The organism is Streptomyces sp. NPDC004051, from assembly GCF_053604275.1.
Window position 1 is genome coordinate 1 of record NZ_JBSGHG010000035.1, and the last position, 21,570, is coordinate 21,570.

At 69.8% G+C, this 21,570-nt stretch carries 10 protein-coding genes; 7 read left to right on the forward strand and 3 right to left on the reverse strand.

The annotated features are described in order from the left end of the window. Positions 1–359 precede the first annotated feature (359 nt). On the forward strand, positions 360–4,145 hold the full coding sequence (gene pglX / locus ACWEQO_RS27635; RefSeq protein ID WP_452985653.1) for a BREX-2 system adenine-specific DNA-methyltransferase PglX: 3,786 nt from the start codon (positions 360–362) through the stop codon (positions 4,143–4,145). A gap of 46 nt (positions 4,146–4,191) precedes the next feature. On the opposite strand, the gene ACWEQO_RS27640 is transcribed toward pglX, so the two are convergent. Both ACWEQO_RS27640 and ACWEQO_RS27645 read right to left on the reverse strand, forming a co-directional pair. Then, positions 4,192–4,383, reverse strand: coding sequence for a DUF397 domain-containing protein (locus ACWEQO_RS27640; protein ID WP_452985654.1), 192 nt, complete (start codon positions 4,381–4,383; stop codon positions 4,192–4,194). After that, complete coding sequence (locus ACWEQO_RS27645; protein ID WP_452985655.1) at positions 4,380–5,273, reverse strand: helix-turn-helix domain-containing protein; 894 nt, start codon at positions 5,271–5,273, stop codon at positions 4,380–4,382. The genes ACWEQO_RS27640 and ACWEQO_RS27645 overlap by 4 nt, the downstream gene beginning before the upstream one ends. A 208-nt stretch (positions 5,274–5,481) precedes the next feature. Between ACWEQO_RS27645 and ACWEQO_RS27650 the strand changes: the two genes are divergently transcribed. Both ACWEQO_RS27650 and ACWEQO_RS27655 read left to right on the forward strand, forming a co-directional pair. Beyond that, positions 5,482–5,925, forward strand: coding sequence for an ATP-binding protein (locus ACWEQO_RS27650; RefSeq protein WP_452985656.1), 444 nt, complete (start codon positions 5,482–5,484; stop codon positions 5,923–5,925). Between the two features lie 213 nt (positions 5,926–6,138). Further along, entirely contained in the window at positions 6,139–7,734 is a 1,596-nt protein-coding gene (locus tag ACWEQO_RS27655) for a hypothetical protein (RefSeq protein WP_452985657.1), read from the forward strand. A gap of 63 nt (positions 7,735–7,797) precedes the next feature. Here ACWEQO_RS27655 and ACWEQO_RS27660 read toward each other — a convergent pair whose 3' ends face one another. Continuing rightward, a complete protein-coding gene (locus tag ACWEQO_RS27660) occupies positions 7,798–11,088 on the reverse strand; it encodes an AAA domain-containing protein (RefSeq protein WP_452985658.1) in 3,291 nt (1,096 codons plus the stop codon). Between the two features lie 209 nt (positions 11,089–11,297). Between ACWEQO_RS27660 and ACWEQO_RS27665 the strand changes: the two genes are divergently transcribed. From ACWEQO_RS27665 to ACWEQO_RS27680, 4 genes are read left to right on the forward strand one after another with little or no spacing between them, the layout of a single operon-like run. Further along, entirely contained in the window at positions 11,298–15,269 is a 3,972-nt protein-coding gene (locus tag ACWEQO_RS27665) for a PglY protein (protein ID WP_452985659.1), read from the forward strand. Further along, the gene (gene pglZ, locus ACWEQO_RS27670) at positions 15,269–18,070 is read left to right on the forward strand and encodes a BREX-2 system phosphatase PglZ (RefSeq protein WP_452985660.1); all 2,802 of its coding nucleotides are present in this window, start codon (positions 15,269–15,271) and stop codon (positions 18,068–18,070) included. Before ACWEQO_RS27665 ends, pglZ begins: the two co-directional genes overlap by 1 nt. Further along, the gene (gene brxD, locus ACWEQO_RS27675; RefSeq protein ID WP_452985661.1) at positions 18,067–19,401 is read left to right on the forward strand and encodes a BREX system ATP-binding protein BrxD; all 1,335 of its coding nucleotides are present in this window, start codon (positions 18,067–18,069) and stop codon (positions 19,399–19,401) included. Before pglZ ends, brxD begins: the two co-directional genes overlap by 4 nt. After that, positions 19,398–21,557 (forward strand): DEAD/DEAH box helicase, encoded by a 2,160-nt coding sequence (locus ACWEQO_RS27680; protein ID WP_452985662.1) that lies wholly within the window; start codon positions 19,398–19,400, stop codon positions 21,555–21,557. Before brxD ends, ACWEQO_RS27680 begins: the two co-directional genes overlap by 4 nt. The last annotated feature ends 13 nt before the right edge of the window (positions 21,558–21,570 follow it).

Genomic DNA, 21,570 nt, shown 5'->3' on the forward strand with positions numbered 1-21,570 from the left:
GTCAGCCCGCCTCCCTGTGGATACCGCATGCCCCGGTGATACCGCACGGGCGACGAACCGTCAGCCCCTACGACACCACGAGTTCAACTTCAGTAACCGGTCGGCGGCGGCCAGCCTGGCCGAGTGGTAATGATGGCCGCTCGCCGCCCGGAAGGCCGGTGGCGGGGCGGCGGAAGTCGTCGGAGCCGTCACGACGATCACCTTATCGGCGTGATCGGCGGGAAAGGGAGCGTTTCCGCACACCAGGCGTCCTGCGCTCACCGTGAGCGACCTGGCAGGATTGGCGTTCTGAGCGCGGACCGCAACGGTGGACGAGGGAGCCGTGAGGAACGCGCAGTGCGTCGAGAAGGAAGCGGAACGTGACGGACGTCAAGGCTGGTGTGGACCCGACGGCCCTGCTCAAGGACCTCAAGCGGCAGGTCGTGGCCCTGGAGGATGACCTGCGGGCGCGCACGGAGTCCGTGGACGAGATCCGCGACCGCCTGGAGGCCGAGTACCGGCACGCCCGGGAGGCCCGGCGCACCGCGGCGACGTACGGCGCCTGGCGCGACGAGCGGGTCACCCAGTCCGCGGCGGCCTGGGTGCTGGCCTGCGTCTTCGTCCGCTTCTGCGAGGACAACGGCCTCATCGACGAGCCGTACATCGCGGGCCCGGGGGAGCGGCTGGCGGAGGCGGAGGCCCGGCACGAGGCGTACTTCCGTGAGTACCCGACCAAGAACAACCGCGACTGGCTGTTCGCCGCGTTCGACGCCATCCGCAAGGCGAACGACACGGCGGCTGGCCTCTTCGACGAGGCCCACAACCCCCTGTGGGATGTCACGCCCAGCTACGAGGCGGCGACCGAGCTGCTGTCCTTCTGGCGACGGTGGGGTGCCGAGGGCGAGATCCGCTACGACTTCACCGACCCCGAGTGGGACACCCGCTTCCTCGGTGACCTGTACCAGGACCTCAGCGAGCACGCCCGCAAAACGTACGCGCTGCTCCAGACCCCGGAGTTCGTCGAGGAGTTCATCCTCGACCTCACCCTCGAACCGGCGGTCTCCACGGACGCGTTCGGACTGAACCCGGTGTGGGAGGGCCCGGACGGCGAGGAACGGCGCGGCCTGCGCACCATCGACCCCGCCTGCGGGTCCGGGCACTTTCTGTTGGGTATCTTCCACCGCCTGTTCGACAAGTGGCGTGCGGTCGAGCCGGGGACCGATGTGTGGACGCTGGTGCGCCGCTCACTGGAGTCCGTGCACGGCTGCGACAAGAACCCGTACGCGGTGAGCATTGCGCGCTTCCGGCTGCTGGTGGCCGCGATGCGGGCGGCAGGGGCGGAGAGGCTGAAGGACGCGCCGCCGTTCCCGATCAACGTGGCGGTGGGGGACTCGCTGCTGCACGGGCGGGATGCGGCGGGTATCCAGACGGACTTGGACACACTGTTCGCCGAGATGCAGATCGGGCGGGAGGAGGGGGCGTTCGCGTATTCGACGGAGGATGTGTGGGAGTACGCGAAGCGGGTTGATCTGCTGGGGCGGGGATCTTATCACGTGGTGGTGGGGAATCCGCCTTACATCACGGTTAAGGATAAGCAGGAGAGCGATAATTATCGCGCTGCGTACGATGCGTGCGCGGGGACTTATGCATTGTCGGTTCCTTTTGCTCAGCGGTTGTTCGAACTGGCGGTGAAGGGAGTGGGTGGTCGTCGCGGTGGTGGCGGCTTCGTAGGGCAGATTACTGCGAACTCTTTCATGAAGAGGGAGTTCGGTAAGAAACTCATTGAAGTTGTTTTTCGGAACCGCGTCGAACTTTCTCACGTGATTGACACTTCAGGAGCATATGTTCCGGGGCATGGGACGCCTACGGTGATTCTTGTCGGGCGGAATCGAGTTCCCAGCCCTGAGCGAACTATGCGAGCGGTACTTGGTGTGCGCGGTGAGCCTGATCAGCCGAAGGTTGCAGCGCAGGGGCGTGTTTGGCAGGCGATCGTTCGACAGGTGGGTGACCCTGGCAGCGAGTCCGACTGGGTCACGGTGGAGAATATCCTTGCTGCACGTTTCATGGATCATCCGTGGGCTGTGACCGGGGGCGGTGCAGGTGAGTTGCAGCAGTTCATTGAAAGTCACTCGGCCTCGGTCTTGGGTGCACGTGCCTCCTCTATTGGGTTCGGTGCCGTGACGCGAGCGGACGATGTTTACACGCTAGGAGAAAGGGCTCTCTCGCGCGCCCGTGTTCCGGGAAAATTCCAACGCCCGATGGTCGATGGTGAGTCGAGTCGGGACTGGCGTATTTCTGAACCGGTAACCGTTCTTTGGCCATATTCTGAGGTATTCCCTCATGTCGCGGTCGCTGATGAAGCGACCCTTCGGTTGGCGTGGCCCAATCGGGCGATCCTTCGGGATCGCGTTGCATACGGTAAGACCCAGTTGGAGCGAGATCTCCAATGGTTCGAGTATTCGATGTTTTTCCACCGTCGATTCGGTGGTTTCAGTCTCGCTTTTGCGTGTGTTGCGACCCATAATCATTTTGTTTTGGGGCGAGGTGGGGAGGTGTTCAACAGGCATGCCCCTATCGTCAAGTTGCACGATGGAGCTAGTGAGGATGAGTACCTGGAACTTATGGGGGTGTTGAATTCTTCCACTGCTTGCTTCTGGTTGAAGCAGGTCAGTCAGGACAAGGGAAATCGAGGAGGCGAGCGATCCACGGGGCGGTATGCCTGGGAAAGCTTCTATGAGTTCACTGGTACCAAGCTTCAGGAGTTCCCTCTTCCCGAGCGGCTTCCGCTTGCGCTCGGCCGCATGTTGGACTCGGCGGCGAGCGAGATCTCACTGCGTGAGCCAGGGGCTGTGGTTGCAGAGCAAGTCCCGTTGAAGCGTGTGCTTAGCGAAGCGCGCATCAGCTTTGGACGTATTCGTCGTGGCATGATCGCTTTGCAGGAGGAGCTGGACTGGCAGGTCTACGGTCTCTACGGACTGCTTAGTCCGGCAGACGTGGCGAGGACTACCGTTCCTTCGGAACGGCTGGCTGATTGCCCCGAGGTCGACTTGGGGCAACGCGCCTTCGAGCTCGTCATTGCACCCGACGCTGAGCAGGATGAGGCCGTCGAGCAGTGGTTCAAGCGGCACGGGTCCACCCCCGTCACCGAGATCCCTGCCCACTGGCCCGACTGGTACCGGGAGATCGTCCAGGCACGTATCGACATTATCAATTCCCGCAAGGACATCGCCCTCATCGAGCGCCCCGAGTGTAAGCGGCGCTGGGCTGCCGGGCCGTGGGAAGAAGGGGACATCGCCTCAATTGAGCGCTCCGAGGGTAAGCGACGCTGGGCTGCCGGGCCGTGGGAGAAGAAGGAGCGGGCCGCGCTGCGGAACTGGTTGCTGGACCGGTGTGAGAAGGCCGAGCTGTGGTACGAGGTCCGGGACGGGCTCAGGCGGCCCCGTCCGATGACCGTCAACTACCTTGCCGACCAGCTCAGTACGGACGAGGACTTCGTCTCCGTCGCCGCGCTCTACGCCTCCGACCATCTCGGCAAGCCCGACCTGCCCCTCGCGCAGATACTGACCGAGGTGATCGCCGACGAGCACGTGCCCTACCTCGCCGCGATGCGTTACAAGGACCCTGGACTGCGCAAGCGCGCTCAGTGGGAAGAGGTCTGGCGGCAGCAGCGCGAGGAGGACCGTACCGGGCAGCGGCTCGACATCCCCGTACCGCCCAAGTACACGTCCGCCGACTTCGCCCGCGCCTCCTACTGGTCGAACCGTGGCAAGCTCGACGTGCCCAAGGAGCGGTTCATCTCGTACCCCGAGGCCGGGCCCGACAGTGACTCGACGCTGATGCTCGGGTGGGCCGGTTGGGACCACAAGGACCAGGCGCAGGCCCTTTTCGAGCTGCTGGCTGCCCGCACGACACGGGACGGCTGGAGTTCCGAGCGGATCGTTCCGCTGCTCGCCGGCCTCCACGAAGCCATGCCGTGGGTCAAGCAGTGGCACGGCGAGTACGACGACGAGTGGGGCGACGTACCGGCGGACGAGCTGGAGGCCGAGTACGAGAACCAGCTCCGCAAGCACCAGGTCGGCGTGGAGGAGCTGAAGGCATGGCGTCCGGTGCGGAAGACCCGTGGCCGTAAGGCGGCAGCGAGGCAGCCCGCGCTGGACGTTGAGTAGTCGAAGAGGTTGGTGGGGCAGTGACGCACACTGCCCCACCGGAAGTTCAAACGCGCGAGTCGGCCGCCAGCGTCGTGAACGTCGACCAGGCATCACGGGACACGGCCAGCGCCTGCCTGTCTGTGTCCTTCGAGTCCCGGACGAGAACGGCCTCAGTGCGTACGGCGACCTCGACGCAGTTGTCGCCAGAGCTGCCGCTGTAACTGCTCTTGAACCAGGCCAGTTCAGAGGTACTCATAGTGCTCCTCGCATCTGCTCCAGCAGGCTTACTGTGGCTTCACGGCCGAGGGCCTGCGAGCGCAGCTTGCCATAGCGCTGGAGCATCGCGCTGACGTCTTTCGACGACGTGATCAAAATGCTCGACTGCTGGCCTTCGGAGTAGCCCACCCACTCGTGCCGAGGTGTCTCCGCCAGGTACATCAGACCGTCGATGCCCGCGTGATCGTACTGACACAAAGGCATCACCTGGATCTCAACGTTCCTTCGAGCACCTTCCCGCAGCAGGTGGTCCAACAGGTGACGTGCGACCTCCGGCCCACCCATCTGCCGCTCCAGGAGAGCCTGCTCGATGACGAAGCTGAAAGCTGTGTTCGGGCGATCAGTCAGCAGCTGTTGCCGTTCCAACCGTGCAGCGACCTGGGTTTCGATCTGATCCTCCGAGAGGGGTGGCAGTCGCCGCTCGAAGATGGCCCTGATGTACGGCTCAGGCTGCAACAACCCTGGAATCGCCCGGCACTCGTACGCATACAGCGAGACCGCCTCCTCCTCGACCCCCGCCCACTGCCGGAACCACGACGCCAGCCCAGCCTTCCGCGTCAGGCTCTTCGCCGCCGCCCGCAGTACCCGCCCTGCGACCGCCCCCAGCGCCTCCTCCGACCGCTCCAGCAGGTCCCGTGGCGGGAACCGCTTGCCCTGTTCGATCTTGGCGATGTATGCGACCGAGTACCGCACCAGCGGCGCGAACTGCTCCTGTGTCAGGCGGGCTTCCTCCCGCAGGGCCTTGAGGACCGCGCCGAAGGTCTTCAGGCTGTCGGAGAGTTCCGGTTCGCAGGTGTTGCCCCCGTTCCCGCCTCCGCCCCCGCCCTGCCCGGCGTTCCCGCCCGTCCCGCCGCCGTTGCCCGTCGTCATCGCAGCCGCCTTCCCCTGTGCCGCCGGGCCGTACCCGTGCCGGGCCCGGACGCTTGCCGTACCGTCTGCCGTACGCGCTGCGCCACGCTCGGCACACTCATCGTCACGTACGGCGACCGACCCAGTCCAGCGAGTCGACCAGTACAACGCGATCTGTATCGGCGCCGGGCCTGCCGACGGACCGTCACTTCTCGGCAGGGTGGCTGCCATGTCAGTCCCCCACACCCAGAGCCCCACCCCGGCGCGTACGTTCGCCCAGCGCTTCTCCGCCACCCGCCGCGGTGCGCGCCTCGCCCGGCTGCTCGCCGCGCACCAGTTCACCGAGTGGGGCCACCCGCACGGCACCGAGGCGCACGACACCGCCGTTCTCGTCGTCGCCGAACTCACCGCGAACGCCGTTCTCCACGGCCGCGTCCCCGGACGGGACTTCGCCCTGTCTCTTTCCCACGACGAGGGCCGGGGTGTCGTCCGGATCGAGGTGACCGACACCCACCCCGCCCGGCCGGCGCGGCTGGCCCCCGGCACGGACGAGGACGGCGGTCGCGGCCTGCTCCTCGTCGACGCGCTCGCCGCCGACTGGGGCGTACACGACCGCCTCGGCCCCGGTAAGACGGTGTGGGCCGAGTGCGCGTTGGGCAGCTCCCGGATCTGACTGTCGTTGACCGTGGACGTTCCGTCCGGACCTGCCGCACCCGTACGGGAGCAGGCTGCCCGCCCGAGGCCCTCAGGCCGGGCCTGCGCCCCGCCCGAGGCATTGGGCCCTCGGGCACAGCGGCATTACGGTGACCCTTCAAGGGATGCCCCGACCGCGTTCGAGGAGGAATCGGTCACCTTTGCAGGGCATCCGGGGGCGAGGGGAGCCACCGTGCAGGTGCTGTATGCCGTCAGTTTCGATGTCCAGGACGCCCAGTCCGCCCAGGAGCCGGGGCATGTCTTCGAGCGTCTCCGTCACCATCTCGCCGACTGGATCGGTGACCGCGGGCGTATACAGGCGCCGGCCGTAGCCGAGCTGGACCACGCCGGGAGGGCGGTGCTCGTCGGAAAGTTTCCCGGCCACGGCGAGCGGAACGTGAACTGGTCGGTGGCGGGTGACGAGCGCACCCGTGCGCTGCGGATGACCATCCACCAACCGCTGTCCGACAGCCCGGCCCAGTTCGTCACCCGGGTCACCGTCTCCCAGGCGGAGGAAGGCGGCGGTGGCCTCAGGATCGTCATGGGCAGGGAGATTCCCGACGGCTGGATCGCGCCTGTGCAGGACCCGCGGCTCAGGCGCCCCAACCTCCTGCGGGCCGTACTCGCCGACGAAAATCTCGATGTGCGGGTACTGGGCCAGCGCGCCACAGGGCGGTACGAGAGGATCCGGGAGGAGGGGCATGCGGACGTGCTTCTCGAATCCCTGGCGCTGAGCACCCGTCTGCCCATCCTCCTGGTGCATCCCCGGGATTCGGCGGGTTGGAACGCGGCAGCCGAGGCCTCGGGGCAACTCGCCGGACTGGCTCAGGTGGTGACCTTGAACTATGTGACCGCGCAGGCCGTCCGTCGGATCCACGAGCAGGTGGCCGTCCCCAGCGGTGGTGCCCGGCTGGTCTGGCCCAACCTCGACCTGGAGCATCCCGCCTACTCGCGTGAGGAGGTGTCCCAGCCGTCCTTCGTGGAAAGTCGGCTGATGCCGTCGCTCGCCCATCTCTCCGTCATCGCGCGTGGTAGTGACACAGCGTGGGAGAGGGCGCGGCAGGCCTCGTACCGTGCCGGGGCGCGCAGGGCGGCAGAGCAACTGTCGCGCGCGCAGGCCGCCGGGGACAGGAACGCCGAGCTCGAAGCGTTGAAGGAACGTGCACAGCAGCTGGAAGAGGACGCCAAGTCGTGGGAGGACATGGCACAGAGCTGCATGGAGGAACGTGACAAGGCGCAGTCCGAAGCTGCCGCCGCCGAGGTGCTGCGCCAAGACCGGGACTACTGGAAGCAGCTGTATCTGGACCTGTCGAAGGGCGGAACCGGGCAGGCGGCCGAGTTCGACGCCTGGAGCGAGATCCCGGCCCTGGGAACGGACGCCCTGCCCACTTTCGATTCCCTCGTCAAAACGTCGGAGAAGCACATCGTGTTCACGGCAAAGGCGGCGCGCGCCTGGAAGGCCTCTCACTATCCGTATCCCCAGGAGATGACCGACCAGCTGATCGCCCTCGCGCAGGCCGCGATGGACCTGTACGCCAAGCCCGGCAACATACCCCGGCTGACGCAGTGGTTCTACGACAACCACGGGCTGAAGTACGCGCCCAACGACGAGAAGCTCAGCAAGGACAAGGACAAGCGCTACTTCACGTTCGACGGGAAGCGCTGCGACGGACTGCCGCACATCAAGGTCCGGGACGCCGTGTCGCCCAACGAGGTCGGACGGATCTACTTCGCCCTCGACTCCGAGGGCAAGCGTTTCATCGTGAACCACGTCGGACTTCACCTGTAGCCGGCTGCGCGGGCCACCCGCCCGCAGGCCGTACCTCCGGGCCGTACCGGCCTCGCAACGTCCTCAGTTCCTCCCTCCACCCACCCTGATGTCCTGGTTCCAGGCGTCGCTGCGGCCGTTGCGTCCCGTCTTGCAGACCGTGTCGTAGCAGCGCCAGAACCAGACGCCGTTCCTGCGGCGGCGCAGTTCGATGCTCGTGCCGCCGCAACGGCCGCACTTCGGCGGGCACGTGAACAGTTCGGCGTGCTCGTGCTCCAGGAGCTTGCGGGCGAAGTGGCCGCCGCGGATCGTCACCATGACCTCGCGGGTCCACGACTGGGACAGGGTGTTGAGGCTGCCGAGCATCACCGTCCGCTCGTCGATCACCGCGATCTTCTGGTGCATGACGTTGACGGGAACGACCGTGTGGACGACGGCCCGGAGGTCCGCGATGAGGCTCTGGCTGGCCGGGCGGGCCTGGAGCTGGTCGGTGTCGTCGCGGACGAACACGTTCACGCGCACGCCGCGTCCGGCCGCCTCGCGCAGCAGGGGCAGGATGCCGCGCACCCGGTTCGCCACCCACGGCGCCCACAGCCAGACCGAGGCGCGAGCCGTGCGGATCTCGTCCTCGAAGGTGCTGAAGAACGTCGTCTCGTCGTCGATGCCCGTGATCTCGACGTGCCGGGCGAGCACGTCGGCGAGGGCGGCGCCGAACGCGCCGCGGTTCGGCGCGTCCTCGTGCGGCGGAGTGATCAGGTGGCCGGCCCGCAGACGCCGTACGCCCGGGGTGCCGACCAGGTCGGCCAGGTGGGAGAAGGCCGTGCCCTTCTTCGCGGAGCGGATGCGCTCCCAGCTGCCGATGACGTAGAGGCGGGTCCGGACGCGGGTGGCCGCCACGTTGAACAGGCGCACGCCGTTGCGCGCCCAGTCCGACGCACCCGGCTCCCGGTGCGCCAGTGACATCCACAGCTCCTTGCCGTCGGCGCCCTCGACCGTGTCGAAGACGACGACGGGGAACTCCCGGCCCTGGAAGCGGTGTGCCGTACCCACCTCCGCGAGCGGCCCGCCGCCGCTCTCCACGTCCCGCAGCGCCTCCAGGGTCGCCTCCGCCTGGACGCCGTACGGAGTGACGATGCCGGTGTCCTCGCCCCTCGCCCGGTGGTACTCCACCAGTGCCCTTGCGATCAGGGAGCCGGCAGGCCACCATCCGCTGCGGCTTCCGGTCAGATGGGGCCTGGCCAGTTCGTGCAGTCCGTCGGTGTCGACGACGACGATCTCCGGGTCGTCGAGGGGCCGTGGTGCCGCGGTCTGCTTGCCGCCCCGCAGCATTCCCCCGTACGCCAGCGAGTTCGCCAGGCCCATCACCGCCGGGCCGAAGCGGTGCTGCTCGGTCAGGGCGACGCAGGCCGGATGCCGCCGGGCGTCCTCGGGGTCCTGGATGCCGCAGTGTCGGAAGACGTCCGGGAGCAGCCAGCGCCTGACGTCCGGGCGGTCGAGATCCTTCAGCCGCTCCTCGACGACCGGGCCGAGCTGCATGAAGTCGCCGAGCAGGACGGCCGTCCGGGTCGCCTTCGCCGTCGCCAGGATCACCTCGGGCAGTGTCGCCGCGCCCGCCTCGTCGACCAGGACCACGTCGTACGGGCCCTCGAAGACCGCCTTGTTGGTGCGGAACCGGGCGAGTGTGGTGGCGACCAGTTTCGCGCTCCTGACGATCTCGCCCTCGGCATTGCGGGCGAGGCGTTCGTACTCCTCCTGGACCTGCTGGAACTCCTCCTCCAGCGCCGGGCGGCGGGCGGTGCCGGCCGTCACCCGGGGCCGTAATCGCTCGGCGCGGGCGTGACGGGCGGGCCAGTCCTGCTGCTCTGCGTGGGCGGTGAGCTCCGCGGCGTCCAGGGCGCGCACGACGGCCCGTTCCAGCCGGGTGGTCTCCTCGCGACGGGCGGCCACGAGGTCCAGGGCCGACCTGTACACGGACTGCGCCGAGGCCAGTGCCTGTTCCAGGGCCGTGATCCGCTCCGGGGTGTGAGTGATGCCGGCGACCAGGTCCGCCAGTTCCTTCTCCAGCGCGACGACGTGCGCCTCGGCCGTGGCGCGCGCGGCCTGCGCCGCCCGGCGGGTGCGGGCGACGTCCTCCTCGGTGACGGTGAGCTGCTCACGCAGCTCCTGCCGTTTCTCCCGGGCGCGCCACCGGGCCACCGACCGCTGGGCGTCGAGCTGCCCCAGCTCCTCGCGCAGCTCGCGAAGGTATTCCTCGGCCATCAGGGCGTCGGCCTGCTTGCGCTCCGCGGCCTGGAGGACACGGAACTGCTCCTGGCGCAGCCGTTCGACTTCGGTCCACTTCCGGCGCGACTCCTCCGCCGCGTCCCGGCGCCGCTGAGCCGCCACCGCGGCCTGCTCCGCGGTCTCCCTGCTCGCCACGGCCTCCTCCAGCAGGGCCGCCGCCGTCTCCGCCCGCTCCCGTACGGACACCGGATCCTGGCCGGGCGTGCGCAGCAGCTTCAGCGCGTCGAAGTACGCGGCCGGATCGAAGCGGACGAGGGAGGCGTCCAGCGCGGCCAGTTCCGCCGCACGGGCCCGGACGTCGACCAGCGCGGCCTCGATCGCGCGCCGCCGCCCGGCCGTCTCGGCCAGGCGCTCGCGCACCATGAGCGGTAGTGACACCTCGGGGTTGTCGGCGACCTCCCGCAGCTGCGGCGGGCCCACGCGGACGATGTCACCCGGGCCGTGCCTGTTCTCCTTCACCACCCCCGACAGGGCGTTGTCCACGGCGATGTTGGTGGCGGAGACCAGCAGGACCCGGTCGCCGCGGGCCATCAGGTCACCGATGGCACGCTTCAGCACCGTCGTCTTGCCGGTACCCGGCGGACCCCACACCAGATGAACCCCCTGGCCCAGGCACGCGCGGTAGGCGTCCCCCTGTGCCGGGTGGAACCCCGGGGGATCCGGGACGGGAGCGGACGCGCCGCCGATCGAACCGGCGGCCAGGGCGCTCGCCAGCGGCGCCTCGCCCAGCCCGGCGATGCCGTCGCGCAGGGCGGTGACGAGGAAGGTCGGCGGCTGCTTGAGAAGCCACAGGTACGCGTCCGCGAGGTCGGCGAACTCGGCGACCTTCAGCGTCAGCAGGGAGCCGTTCTGCACCGTCTCCGAGACGGTGAAACCCTCCGTCTCGATGCCGTCCGGCTCCGGCCCCGCGAGGCGCAGCGCGTCCAGCTGGTCCGGCCCGATGTCGGAGCCGCGCAGGTCCACCGCGTACCAGCCGGCCTCCTTGGTGCGGACCGCGCGCCCCACCCGGTGCCAGCGCGGCTGCCTGCCGGTGCCGCCGGTGATCGCCACCAGTTCGCCCAAGGCCGCGGCGATCTCCTCGCGCCACCCCACCCGCCGTCGCCCCCGCTCCCCGTGCCGCCGACAGATCCCGCGCCGACCCTACCCAGCGGAAGCTGCCCGTGATCCCGCGGGCACCGTCGGTACGGAGAATCCGCACCGACGGACATACGTGTCGATGCCACCTGGCAGGATGGGGACGCGTCGAGAAGTGCGCGAGCCGTGCAGCCGAGCCATGAGCCGAGAGAAGGAACGACCGCCTGATGCCCACGAGCGAGTTCCTGCTGAAGGACGTCATCGAGATCAAGGAAGACGTCCACGCCGGCGACTTCAAGATCGAGCTTTCGCAGGGTTTCAGCGAGACCGACGCCCGGGTGGCCGAGTACGTGGTCACCGAGCAGCTCCAGGAGGCTTTCCGGCAGGCCCTGGACCTCGTGGCGGCCTGCGTCAGGTCGGGCAATTCGGAAGCCGCCTACCTGCACGGTTCCTTCGGCTCCGGCAAGAGTCACTTCCTGACCGTGCTGCACGCCGTGCTCAACAACCACCCGGCCGTCCGCACCAAGTCCCGGCTGGTGGAGGTGGTCGCGCCGCACGACGAGTGGCTGCGGCGGAGCAGGTTCCTGATGGTGCCGTACCACCTCGTCGGCTCCGCCGACCTCGACTCCGCTCTCCTCGGCGGCTACGTGCACACGGTGCGCGAACTGCACCCCGACAAGCCGCTGCCCCCCGTCTACCGGGCCGACGCCCTGCTGGCCGACGCCCGTAACCAGCGCGAGTTCCTCGGCGACGACGCCAAGTTCCTGCAGTGGCTCGGCAAGGGGGCCGCGGCCCTCACCCCGAGCGCGGCCGCGCCCGTGGAAGCCGACCCGGACGACATGCCGATGATCGACGGCGAGGCCGTGGCGCTGCCCGCCGGGACGTGGACCGGCGCCGACTTCGACCGGGCCTTCGCCGGAGCACCTGACGACCCCTACCGCGAGCGGCTGGTCTCCGCCCTGCTCAGCGGTCCCATGGCCGCCTACGCGCAGGGCATGCGCGGCGAGGCCAGCGCGTTCCTGCCGCTGGAGAACGGCCTCAAGGTAATCTCCCGGCACGCCCAGTCCCTGGGGTACACCGGAGTCGTCCTCTTCCTCGACGAACTCGTCCTGTGGCTCCAGGCGAAGATGGGCAACCAGGACTTCGTACGCGACCAGGTGCAGCGGCTGGTCAAGCTGATCGAGTCGGGGGACAGCGGCCGGCCGGTGCCGATCGTGTCGTTCATCTCCCGCCAGCGCGACCTGTCCCAGCTGATCGGCTCGGACGTCGTCGGCGCCGACGTGACCAACCTCGAAGCCCAGATCGAGTACCTGGCCGAGCGGTTCAACGTCGTCGACCTCGAGGACAGCAACCTCGTCGAGATCATCAAGCACCGCGTGCTCGCCCCGAAGCCCGGCATGGAGTCCGTGCGCGACGACGCCTTCAAGCTGGTGGAGTCCTCCAACGACGAGGTCCGGCAGATCCTCCTGGACGCGCAGGGCCGCACCGAGGCCTCCTGGGACGACTTCCGGGAGCTGTACCCGCTCTCCCCGGCGCTCCTCAACGTCCTCGTCGACCTCTCGGGCGCCCTCCAGCGCGAGCGCACCGGCCTCAAACTCGTCCAGGAGCTGCTGCGCCGCCGCCGCGACGACCTGAAGCTCGGCGAACTCATCCCGCTCGGCGACCTGTGGGACGTCATCGCCCACCGCTCCGGCGCCGCGTTCACCCCCCGGCTGCGCAAGGACGCCGAGACCGCGGACGACTTCCACGGACGGGTGCGCGAGGAACTGCTGCGCAAGTACAAGACCCCCGACGACAAGCGGTTCCAGGCCGACGAACGGCTCGTCAAGACCCTGCTGCTGGCCGCGCTCGCCCCCAACGTGCCCGCCCTGACCCGGCTGACCGGCACCCGGCTCGCCGCCCTCAACCACGGTTCGATCCGGACCCGGGTCGGAGACGCCGGCTCCGTCGCCGCCAAGCGGCTGCGGGAGCTGCAGGTCTCCTTCGACAGCGAGCTGCGCAGCGAGGGGGACAGGACCGACCCCGTCTTCCACCTGCACCTCTCCGACATCGACGTCGAACCGCTCCTCGAAGAGGTGCAGGGCGTCGCCGACCAGCTCGGCTACCGGCGGCAGTGGATCAAGGACCAGCTCTGGCGCGAGCTGGGCATCCAGGACACCCAGCCCTTCGTCTGCGAACGGGACGTCGTCTGGCGCGGCACCAAGCGGACCGTCGAGTTCGTCTTCGGCAACGTGCGCGACCCCCACCTGCCCGACGACGAGTTCGCACCCCAGCAGGCCGGGAATCTCCGCATCGTCTTCGACTACCCCTTCGACGACGGCGACCACGGCCCCATCGACGACCTCCAGCGCGTCAAACGGCTCCGGGGAGCGGGCCGCACCGAGCCCACGCTCGTCTGGCTGGCCGACTTCTTCTCCGAACAGACCTCCCGGCAGCTCGGCCGCCTGCTGAAGATCAACTATCTGCTGGAGCGCGACCGGCTCGAAGAGCACACCGCCACCCGCCCCGCCGAGGAGCGGGCACAGATCCGCAACCAACTCAAGGCGTCCCGCGACAACATCAGCGGCCACCTCACCGAAGCACTGCTCCAGCTCTACGGGATCAACCGCGCCGAGCCGGAGACCGTCGGAGCGACCGTCCCCGACGGCCAGCACCTGGTCTCCCTGCTGCCGGGCTTCACCCGCACCCGCCCCGAGCCGTCGGTCGGCTTCGAACAGAACCTGCTGCTGCTCGCCGACGGCATGTTCGCCGCCCGCTACCCCAAGCACCCCGACTTCGACCCGCGGCTGACCCGCAAGGCCATCACCGTGCGCGAACTCAAGACCACCATGGAGTGGATCGCCCGGGCGATGGAGGACGGCTCCCGGCGGGTCGTCGTGGACAGCCACCCGCTGCCCGTCGTCAGGAAGATCGTGCACGCGCTCGGTCTCGGCGAGGTCCACGACGGACCGCTCAACGTCAGCAACGACTGGCGGCTGCGCATCAACAAGAAGGCCGCCGAGAACCCGGACAGCGGCGACGACCTCGCCGTCGAGACGATCCGCGACTGGATCACCGAGCTCGGCTACGAGGGCCTCGACCGCAACGTGGGCAACCTGATCATCGCGACCTACGCGCTGCTCGACGACCGCACCTGGATCTACCAGACCCAGGTGGTCCCGCAGGCCCCCGAACTCGACCGCATAGTCCCCGGATACGGACTGCGGGCCGTCCCCCTCCCCGACGAGGACACCTTCGCCACCGCACTGCGGCGCGCAGGGGCGGTCTTCGGGCAGAGCGTGTCGCCGGTGCTCTTCGCCAGGAACGTCTCGCGGCTCGCCGCGCAGGTGCGCACCGTCGCCGAAGAGCACCGCACCGCCGTGGGGGAGACCCGGACACTGCTCCAGGACAACGCCGTACGACTCGGTCTGGAAGGAGCCGGCGGTGTGGACGCGCCGCGGCTGAAGTCCACGAAGGCCGCCGCCGACCTGATCGCCCGCCTGCTGCGCACCACCGACGCCACCAGTCTCACGCGGGAACTCGCCGAAGCCGCCTACGAGGTGACGGACCGCCAGATCGGTGCTGCTCTCAAGCAGGCCCCCGAGGTGCTGCAGGTGCTGCGGGCCCAGCGCGACGGCCGCTGGTCCGACCTGGACATGGTCCGCGAACTCGCGGGCCGGGACGACGGCGTCGGCGACCGGGCACAGCGGCTGCTGGACACCGTCCGCCGGGTGGCCAACGCCCACGAGGAGGACGAATCGCTCGTCCCGGTACTGGACTCGCTGCAGGAGTCGGCCGTGGCCCTCATGCGGGAGGCCACCCGGCTCGCCCAGGCGGCCCGGCCGGTGGAACCCGTACAGCCCGCCGAGCCGACCGCGGAAGACGTACGCCTCACCGAGCACGGCACACCCCCGGTGCCCGTGGCTCCCGCCGCCGTCCCCGCCGAGCCGGACCGGGACCGCCCGCGTTCCGGACCGGCTCCGCGGGACCCGCGCGTGGGCTACGCGGCCGAGTCCGCCCGCCGCCCCGGCGCGTACGTCGTCGAACCCACCCGGCTGGAGAGCACGCTCGCGGCGACCGTCGACGGGCTCAGCGCCGACATCCGCCGCTTCCTCACCGCGCACCCCGGAGCCCGCGTCCAGGTCACCTGGCAGGTGGTCGAGGACGCCCACGGCGAGGCCGGCGACACCGACCGGGACGAGAAGGAGACCGAACGCTGATGGCGCTCCTGCCACAGGTGGGACGGCGCACCGTCGAGGCACTCCTGGACCGGCACGCCAAGAAGCTGGCCGAGCACAGCCTCATGCTGGTCCACGGCCAGTACGCGGCCGGCTCGGCCACCACCTTCACCGCCGAGGTCGGTGAGCGGACCCGCCGCGTCACGGTGCGCGACGAGTCCTCCGTCCTCGGCATCCTGACCGCCTGGCACAGCCACCGCGACGAGGCCGCCCCCGGCGACCTGCTGGTGGTCACCACCGGCGTCGACGACGACCAGCTCGGCTGGGACGTGCGCGGACACGCGGTGCACCGGCGCACGCTCAACGTCGAGAAGGCCGAGATCGTGACGCAGCGGTTCGGGGCCACCGGACTCGACGTGCGCATGTACCGCGAGGACTGGCTGCTCCAGGCCCTCGTCGACGCCGAACCCGCCGGACGGGGATGGCCGCGCACCGCGGGCACCCTCACCCGGGACGCCGCCCTGCGCGCCCTGGTCGTCGAGCGCCTCGGACTCGACCACCCGGACATCTCGCCCCACGCCCCGGCGGAGGCCGCCGTGGACGCGGACGTGCTGCTCGCCTGGTCGCGCACTCCCGCCGGGCCGCGCCGTTTCGCCGAACTCGGCGACACCGAACGCGCGGAGCTGAAGAGGTGGCTCGGTGAGGTCGCCGGGCCCGCCGTCCCCGTCCTGCTCACCCTCGCCGAGATCGGACGGGGACACGACGCGATGGCGCTCGGCCTGCTCGGTGCCGCGCTGCGCGACCCCGCCGCCGACCCCGACGTGGCCCTCGCCGTCGGCGGACTGTTCGGCAAGGCCGGACCGCGCCGGGGCGAGATCGGCGCCTTCACCGACGCGGTGGAGGGCACCCTCCTGCGCTGGATAGGGGAGGCCGCGGGTTCGGTCGACGCCCGCCACAAGGTGTTCGCCGTACTGCAGCGCGCCGACGATCTGGCCCGGGACGCCGGTCTCACCGCAGGACTCGACACCAGCCGTTTCCTCCTGTCCAGCTTCGCCGCCCAGCTCGCCGCTGTCGTCGAGGGCGCCCGCAGGTCCCCCGCGCAAGGCGAGAGTGCCCTGGCCGAGCTGACCGGGCACGCCTTGGCCGGACTCTTCCCCGACCGGGTGCGCGTCGCCGAGATGGCCGTGCGTCTCGCACGGTGGTTGCGTCAGGGGCCGCCCGCCGTCACCTCCGTGGCCACCGGCGTGCGCGACCACGTCGCCGAGTGGGGGTGGGTGGACCGGGCGCTGTCCGTTCTCTGGGTCGGCGATCCCGGCGGTGACCCGGCTGTCGCACGAAGCCTGCGCGACCTCTACGAGGACGGACGGGCCCAGCGTGAACGCCTCGACGAGCAGTTCGCCCGGCACCTGGTCGGCTGGACCCCGAACGCCACAGCCCAGCAGCCGGGCGGCTGCCTGGTCGTCGAGAACGCCCTCGACACCGTCGTCCGCCCCCTGACGACCGGCGGAGCGCCTCTGGTGATCGTGCTCGACGGAATGAGCAGCGCCGTCGCCGCCCAACTGGGGGAGGAAGCCGAACGCGAAGGCTGGCAGGAGATCGTGCCCCGGCCCGGTGAAGGCGCACGGCGTACCCGCCTCGCAGCCGTCTCCATGCTGCCCTCGATCACCCGCACGAGCCGGGCGTCCCTGCTCAGCGGCACGGCCATTCAGGGAGGACAGTCCGTCGAGGCCTCCGGGTTCGCGACTTTCTGGAAGAAGCGGCGCAAGGACGCGGTCCTCTTCCACAAGGCGTCGATAGGGGGAGACGCGGGCCACTTCCTCGCCCAGGAACTCACCTCCGCGCTCGCCTCCGACGCGGTCGTCGGCGTCGTCCTCAACACCATCGACGACGCGCTCGACTCCGGCCAGCAGGGGCAGCGCACCGTGTGGTCCCTCGGCGACATCACCTACCTGCGGGAACTGCTGGCCGCCGCCCGCAGCTACGCGCGCCCCGTCGTCCTCGTCGCCGACCACGGACACGTCATCGACCGCGGCCGGGGCCGGGTCACCCCGGCCGCGGACGGGGGCGGCTCGGCACGCTGGCGGCCGGACGCCGACGCCGGCGACGGCGAGGTCGTGCTGAGCGGACCGCGCGTCCTCGAAGGCGGCGGCACCATCACCGTTCCCTGGCACGAGGACATCCGGTACGCCGCCCGCCGGGCCGGCTACCACGGCGGGGCCTCCCTCGCCGAGATCACCGTCCCGGTCCTCGTCCTCCTCCCCTCGAAGGAACTCGCCCCGCGCGACTGGGAACCGCTGCCCCGCGAACAGGCCGCGCCCTCCTGGTGGAAGGCCACCGCCGCGCCCCCCGTCGAGGTGCCGGAATCCCGGACGGAGAGCGCCGCGCAGCCGGTGCGGAAACCCGCGAAGCCGACACGTCGGCAGGACGAGGAGCTGTTCGGCACCGACGACGTGGTGATGCCGGAAGCGGCACCGGAGACCACGCCCGCTCCCGCGACCCTCGGCGGGCGCGTGGTGGCGAGCGAGGTGTACGAGGCGCAGAAGGAGTACGTGCGCAAGGCCCCGGAGGGCAAGGTCGTCGCCGCCGTCATCGACGCGCTCGCCGCCGCCGGGGGCACCATGTCGCCCGCCGCCCTGGCCGCCGCCATCTCGGCGACCGGCCGGGTGCGGCGCAACATCGAGGGCTTCGTCGCCACCGTGCAGCGCCTGCTCAACGTCGAGGGGTACCCGGTACTCGGCTTCGTCGACGCCGGTCACGCGGTGAAGCTCGACGTTGCCCTGCTCCGGGACCAGTTCCTGGCGGACGAAGCCAGGGCCGGATCGTCGAAGAAGGAGACGTCATGAGCGCGGCGGCTCCGGCCAGCCCCGTACGCATGCGGGAGGTCGTGGACGCGCTGCGGCGCGGCACCGTACCGCAGGCCGGGCTGGACCTGCTCGCCGTCGGCCTGGACCGGTTCGAGACCGCGCTCGACGACGACCTGGCGGCAACGGCACGGGGCGGGGCCGCGTTCCACGCCATCCGCGGCGAGTACGGCTCCGGGAAGACGTTCTTCGCACGGTGGCTCGCCGAACGCGCCAAACGGGCCGGACTGGCCACGGCGGAAGTCCAGATCTCCGAGACCGAGACTCCGCTGCACCGGCTGGAGACGGTCTACCGCAGGCTCACCGAGCGCCTGACGACCGCCACCCACCAGCCCAGCGCACTGCGCGCGGTCGTCGACTCGTGGTTCTACACACTGGAGGAAGAGGTCCTCGACGCCGGGGAGACGGACGAGGATGACGAGGCGGCACTCGCCGCGGCCGTCGACGCGCTCATGGAACGCAGACTCGCCGACGTCGCCAGGACTACTCCCGCCTTCGCCGCCGCACTGCGCGGCTACCGGCGGGCAGTGATCGCCGGAGACGGGGCGACGGCGGAAGCACTCATCGCCTGGCTCGGCGGCCAGAAGTCGGTCGCGGCCTCCGCCCGCCGCAGCGCCGGCGTCCGCGGCGACCTCGACCACTTCGCGGCCCTCGGCTTCCTGCAAGGACTGCTCACCGTGCTGCGCGACTGCGGCCACCCGGGCCTCCTCCTCGTCCTCGACGAGATCGAGACCCTGCAACGGGTACGGGGTGACGTCCGGGAGAAGGGCCTCAACGCATTGAGGCAGCTGCTGGACGAGATCGACGCGGGCCGGTTCCCGGGACTCTTCCTCGTCATCACGGGAACCCCGGCGTTCTACGACGGACAACAGGGGGCACAGCGGCTGCCTCCGCTCGCGCAACGACTGGCCACCGACTTCACGACCGACCCGCGCTTCGACTCCCCGCGCGCCGTCCAGCTCCGGCTCCCGGGATTCGACCTGTCCCAGCTCGGCGAGCTCGGCCGTACCGTGCGCGACCTGTACGCCCGGATCGCACGCAATCCCGAGCGGGTGGCCGAACGGGTCGACGACGCGTATCTGAGGGAGCTGGCCGGAGCCGTCACCGGCGGGCTCGGCGGCAAGGTCGGCGTCGCGCCCCGCGTGTTCCTGCGCAAGCTGGTGGCCGACGTCCTCGACCGCGTCGACGAGTTCGAGGACTTCGACCCCCGCACGCACTACGCGCTCACCATCACCTCGTCCGAACTCACCGAAACCGAACGCAACGCGGCCGCGTCCGGCGACGCCGGCGCCATCGAGCTGGAACTGCCGTGAGCTCAGGGGACCTGGACCCGGCACTCCTCCACCACATCGTCAACACCCTGGGATGGCGGAACCTGCGTCCACTTCAGGAAGCAGCCGTCACCCCCCTGGTCTGCGGAGACGACGCCGTCCTGCTCGCTCCCACCGCAGGCGGCAAGACCGAGGCGGTCGCCTTCCCCCTGCTGACCCGGATGACGGGGGAGCGGTGGAACGGTACGTCCGTCCTCTACGTCTGCCCGCTCAAGGCCCTGCTCAACAACCTGCTGCCGCGGTGGGAGACCTACGCCTCCTGGCTGGGCCGCACCGCGGCCCTGTGGCACGGAGACACCACGGCCGGTGCCCGCAAACGGATCCTCGCCGCACGTCCCGACGTCCTGCTCACCACGCCGGAGTCGCTCGAAGCGATGCTGGTGAGCGCCAACGTCGACCACACCTCGTTCTTCTCGGGACTGCGGGCCGTCGTGGTGGACGAGGTGCACGCCTTCGCCGGCGACGACCGGGGATGGCACCTCCTCGCCGTACTGGAACGGCTGCAACGGGTTGTGGGCCGACCGGTGCAACGCGTCGGCCTCTCGGCGACCGTCGGCAATCCCGACGCACTGCTCACCTGGCTGCAGGGCTCAGGGGCGAGCAAGCGGCCGGGACAGGTGATCGCCCCCCACCTCACCGAGTTCCCCTCCACGGCAACCGAGGGTGCTTCCCCATCCGCAGCAACCGGTGGGACGGTCACCGTCCCACCGGGAGACGTCCAACTCGACTACGTCGGCTCGCTTGACAACGCGGCCACCATCATCGCCGCACTGCATCGTGGCGAGAAGCGCCTCGTCTTCTGCGAGTCACGGCGATACGTGGAGGAACTCGGTGAGAAGCTCCTGGCGAAGGGCGTCACCACCTTCCTCTCGCATGCCTCGCTCTCCCTCGACGAACGCCGACGTGCCGAGGCGGCCTTCGCCGAGGCCCGCGACTGCGTGATCATCTCCACCAGCACGCTGGAACTCGGCATTGACGTCGGTGACCTGGACCGGGTCATCCAGATCGACGCCCCCGCCTCGGTGGCTTCCTTCCTCCAGCGGCTCGGCCGTTCCGGACGCCGTGAGGGCACCACACGCAACTGCCTGTTCCTCGCCCTGGACGAGGAAGGCCTCCTGGGAGCGGCCGGACTGCTGCTCAAGTGGTCGCAAGGATGGGTGGAACCCGTCGTGGCACCACCGGAGCCCCGGCACATCGTCGCCCAGCAACTCCTCGCCCTGTGCCTGCAGGAGAACCGTGTCGGCGAGCACCTGTGGCAGGAATGGTGGAACGGACTCGGCCCCTTCGGCGCGTCGGCCGAGCCGATCGCGCGCCACCTCGTCGACCAGGGGTACCTGGACCGGGACGGCGGCATGCTGTTCATCGGCCCGGAGGCGGAACGGCGCTTCGGACAACGCCACTTCATGAACCTCACTGCCGTGTTCACCGCGCCCCCGCAGTTCACCGTCCTGCAGGGGCGTACGGAGATCGGCCGGACCGACCCCAGCCTCCTCACCGAACGGGTCGACGGCCCGCGTCGACTTCTGCTGGCCGGGCGGAGCTGGCAGGTCACCTACATCGACTGGCGGCGCAAGCGCTGCTTCGTCGAACCCGTCGACGGGGGAGGCAAGGCCAAGTGGAGCAGCCCCGGATTCGGTTCGGCGGGCTCCTACGAGCTCACCCGCGCGGAACGCCAGGTACTGCTGGGTGAGGATCCGCCCGTGAAGACGACGGGGCGGGCGACCAGCGCCCTGCGGCGGGCCCGTGAGGAGTACCTGGAGCGGGTGCATCCCGGAGGAACCCTGATCGTTCAGGACACGGGGGGACAGGTGCGCTGGTGGACCTGGGCGGGCCACCGCGCGAACGCCACACTTGCTGCGACTCTCGACACGGTTGCTGTGCCGGGACAACACATCAATGACCGCTGGATCCGGCTGCGCGAGGACGTCACCGTGCACACCTGGAGTGATGTGAAGAAGGACGCGACCGACCGGTTGTGCCTGCCGGACGTCGATGAACGCGCGGTACGGGGCCTGAAGTTCGGTGAGGCCCTTCCACCCCGCCTGGCCGAGGCCACACTGTCGGCCCGGCTGGCCGACACGGAGTCCGCCGCCGCCGTGCTCACAGAACCGGTGCGCTTCGTCCGGCACGAACGGTGATATCGCCCGGTGT

Excerpts from the sequence above, each read along its gene's own strand:
- ACWEQO_RS27645 (WP_452985655.1), bottom strand. The coding sequence starts at position 5,273 with ATGACGACGGGCAACGGCGGCGGGACGGGCGGGAACGCCGGGCAGGGC.
- ACWEQO_RS27640 (WP_452985654.1), bottom strand. The coding sequence starts at position 4,383 with ATGAGTACCTCTGAACTGGCCTGGTTCAAGAGCAGTTACAGCGGCAGC.
- ACWEQO_RS27650 (WP_452985656.1), top strand. The coding sequence starts at position 5,482 with ATGTCAGTCCCCCACACCCAGAGCCCCACCCCGGCGCGTACGTTCGCC.
- brxD (WP_452985661.1), top strand. The coding sequence starts at position 18,067 with ATGAGCGCGGCGGCTCCGGCCAGCCCCGTACGCATGCGGGAGGTCGTG.
- pglZ (WP_452985660.1), top strand. The coding sequence starts at position 15,269 with ATGGCGCTCCTGCCACAGGTGGGACGGCGCACCGTCGAGGCACTCCTG.
- ACWEQO_RS27665 (WP_452985659.1), top strand. The coding sequence starts at position 11,298 with ATGCCCACGAGCGAGTTCCTGCTGAAGGACGTCATCGAGATCAAGGAA.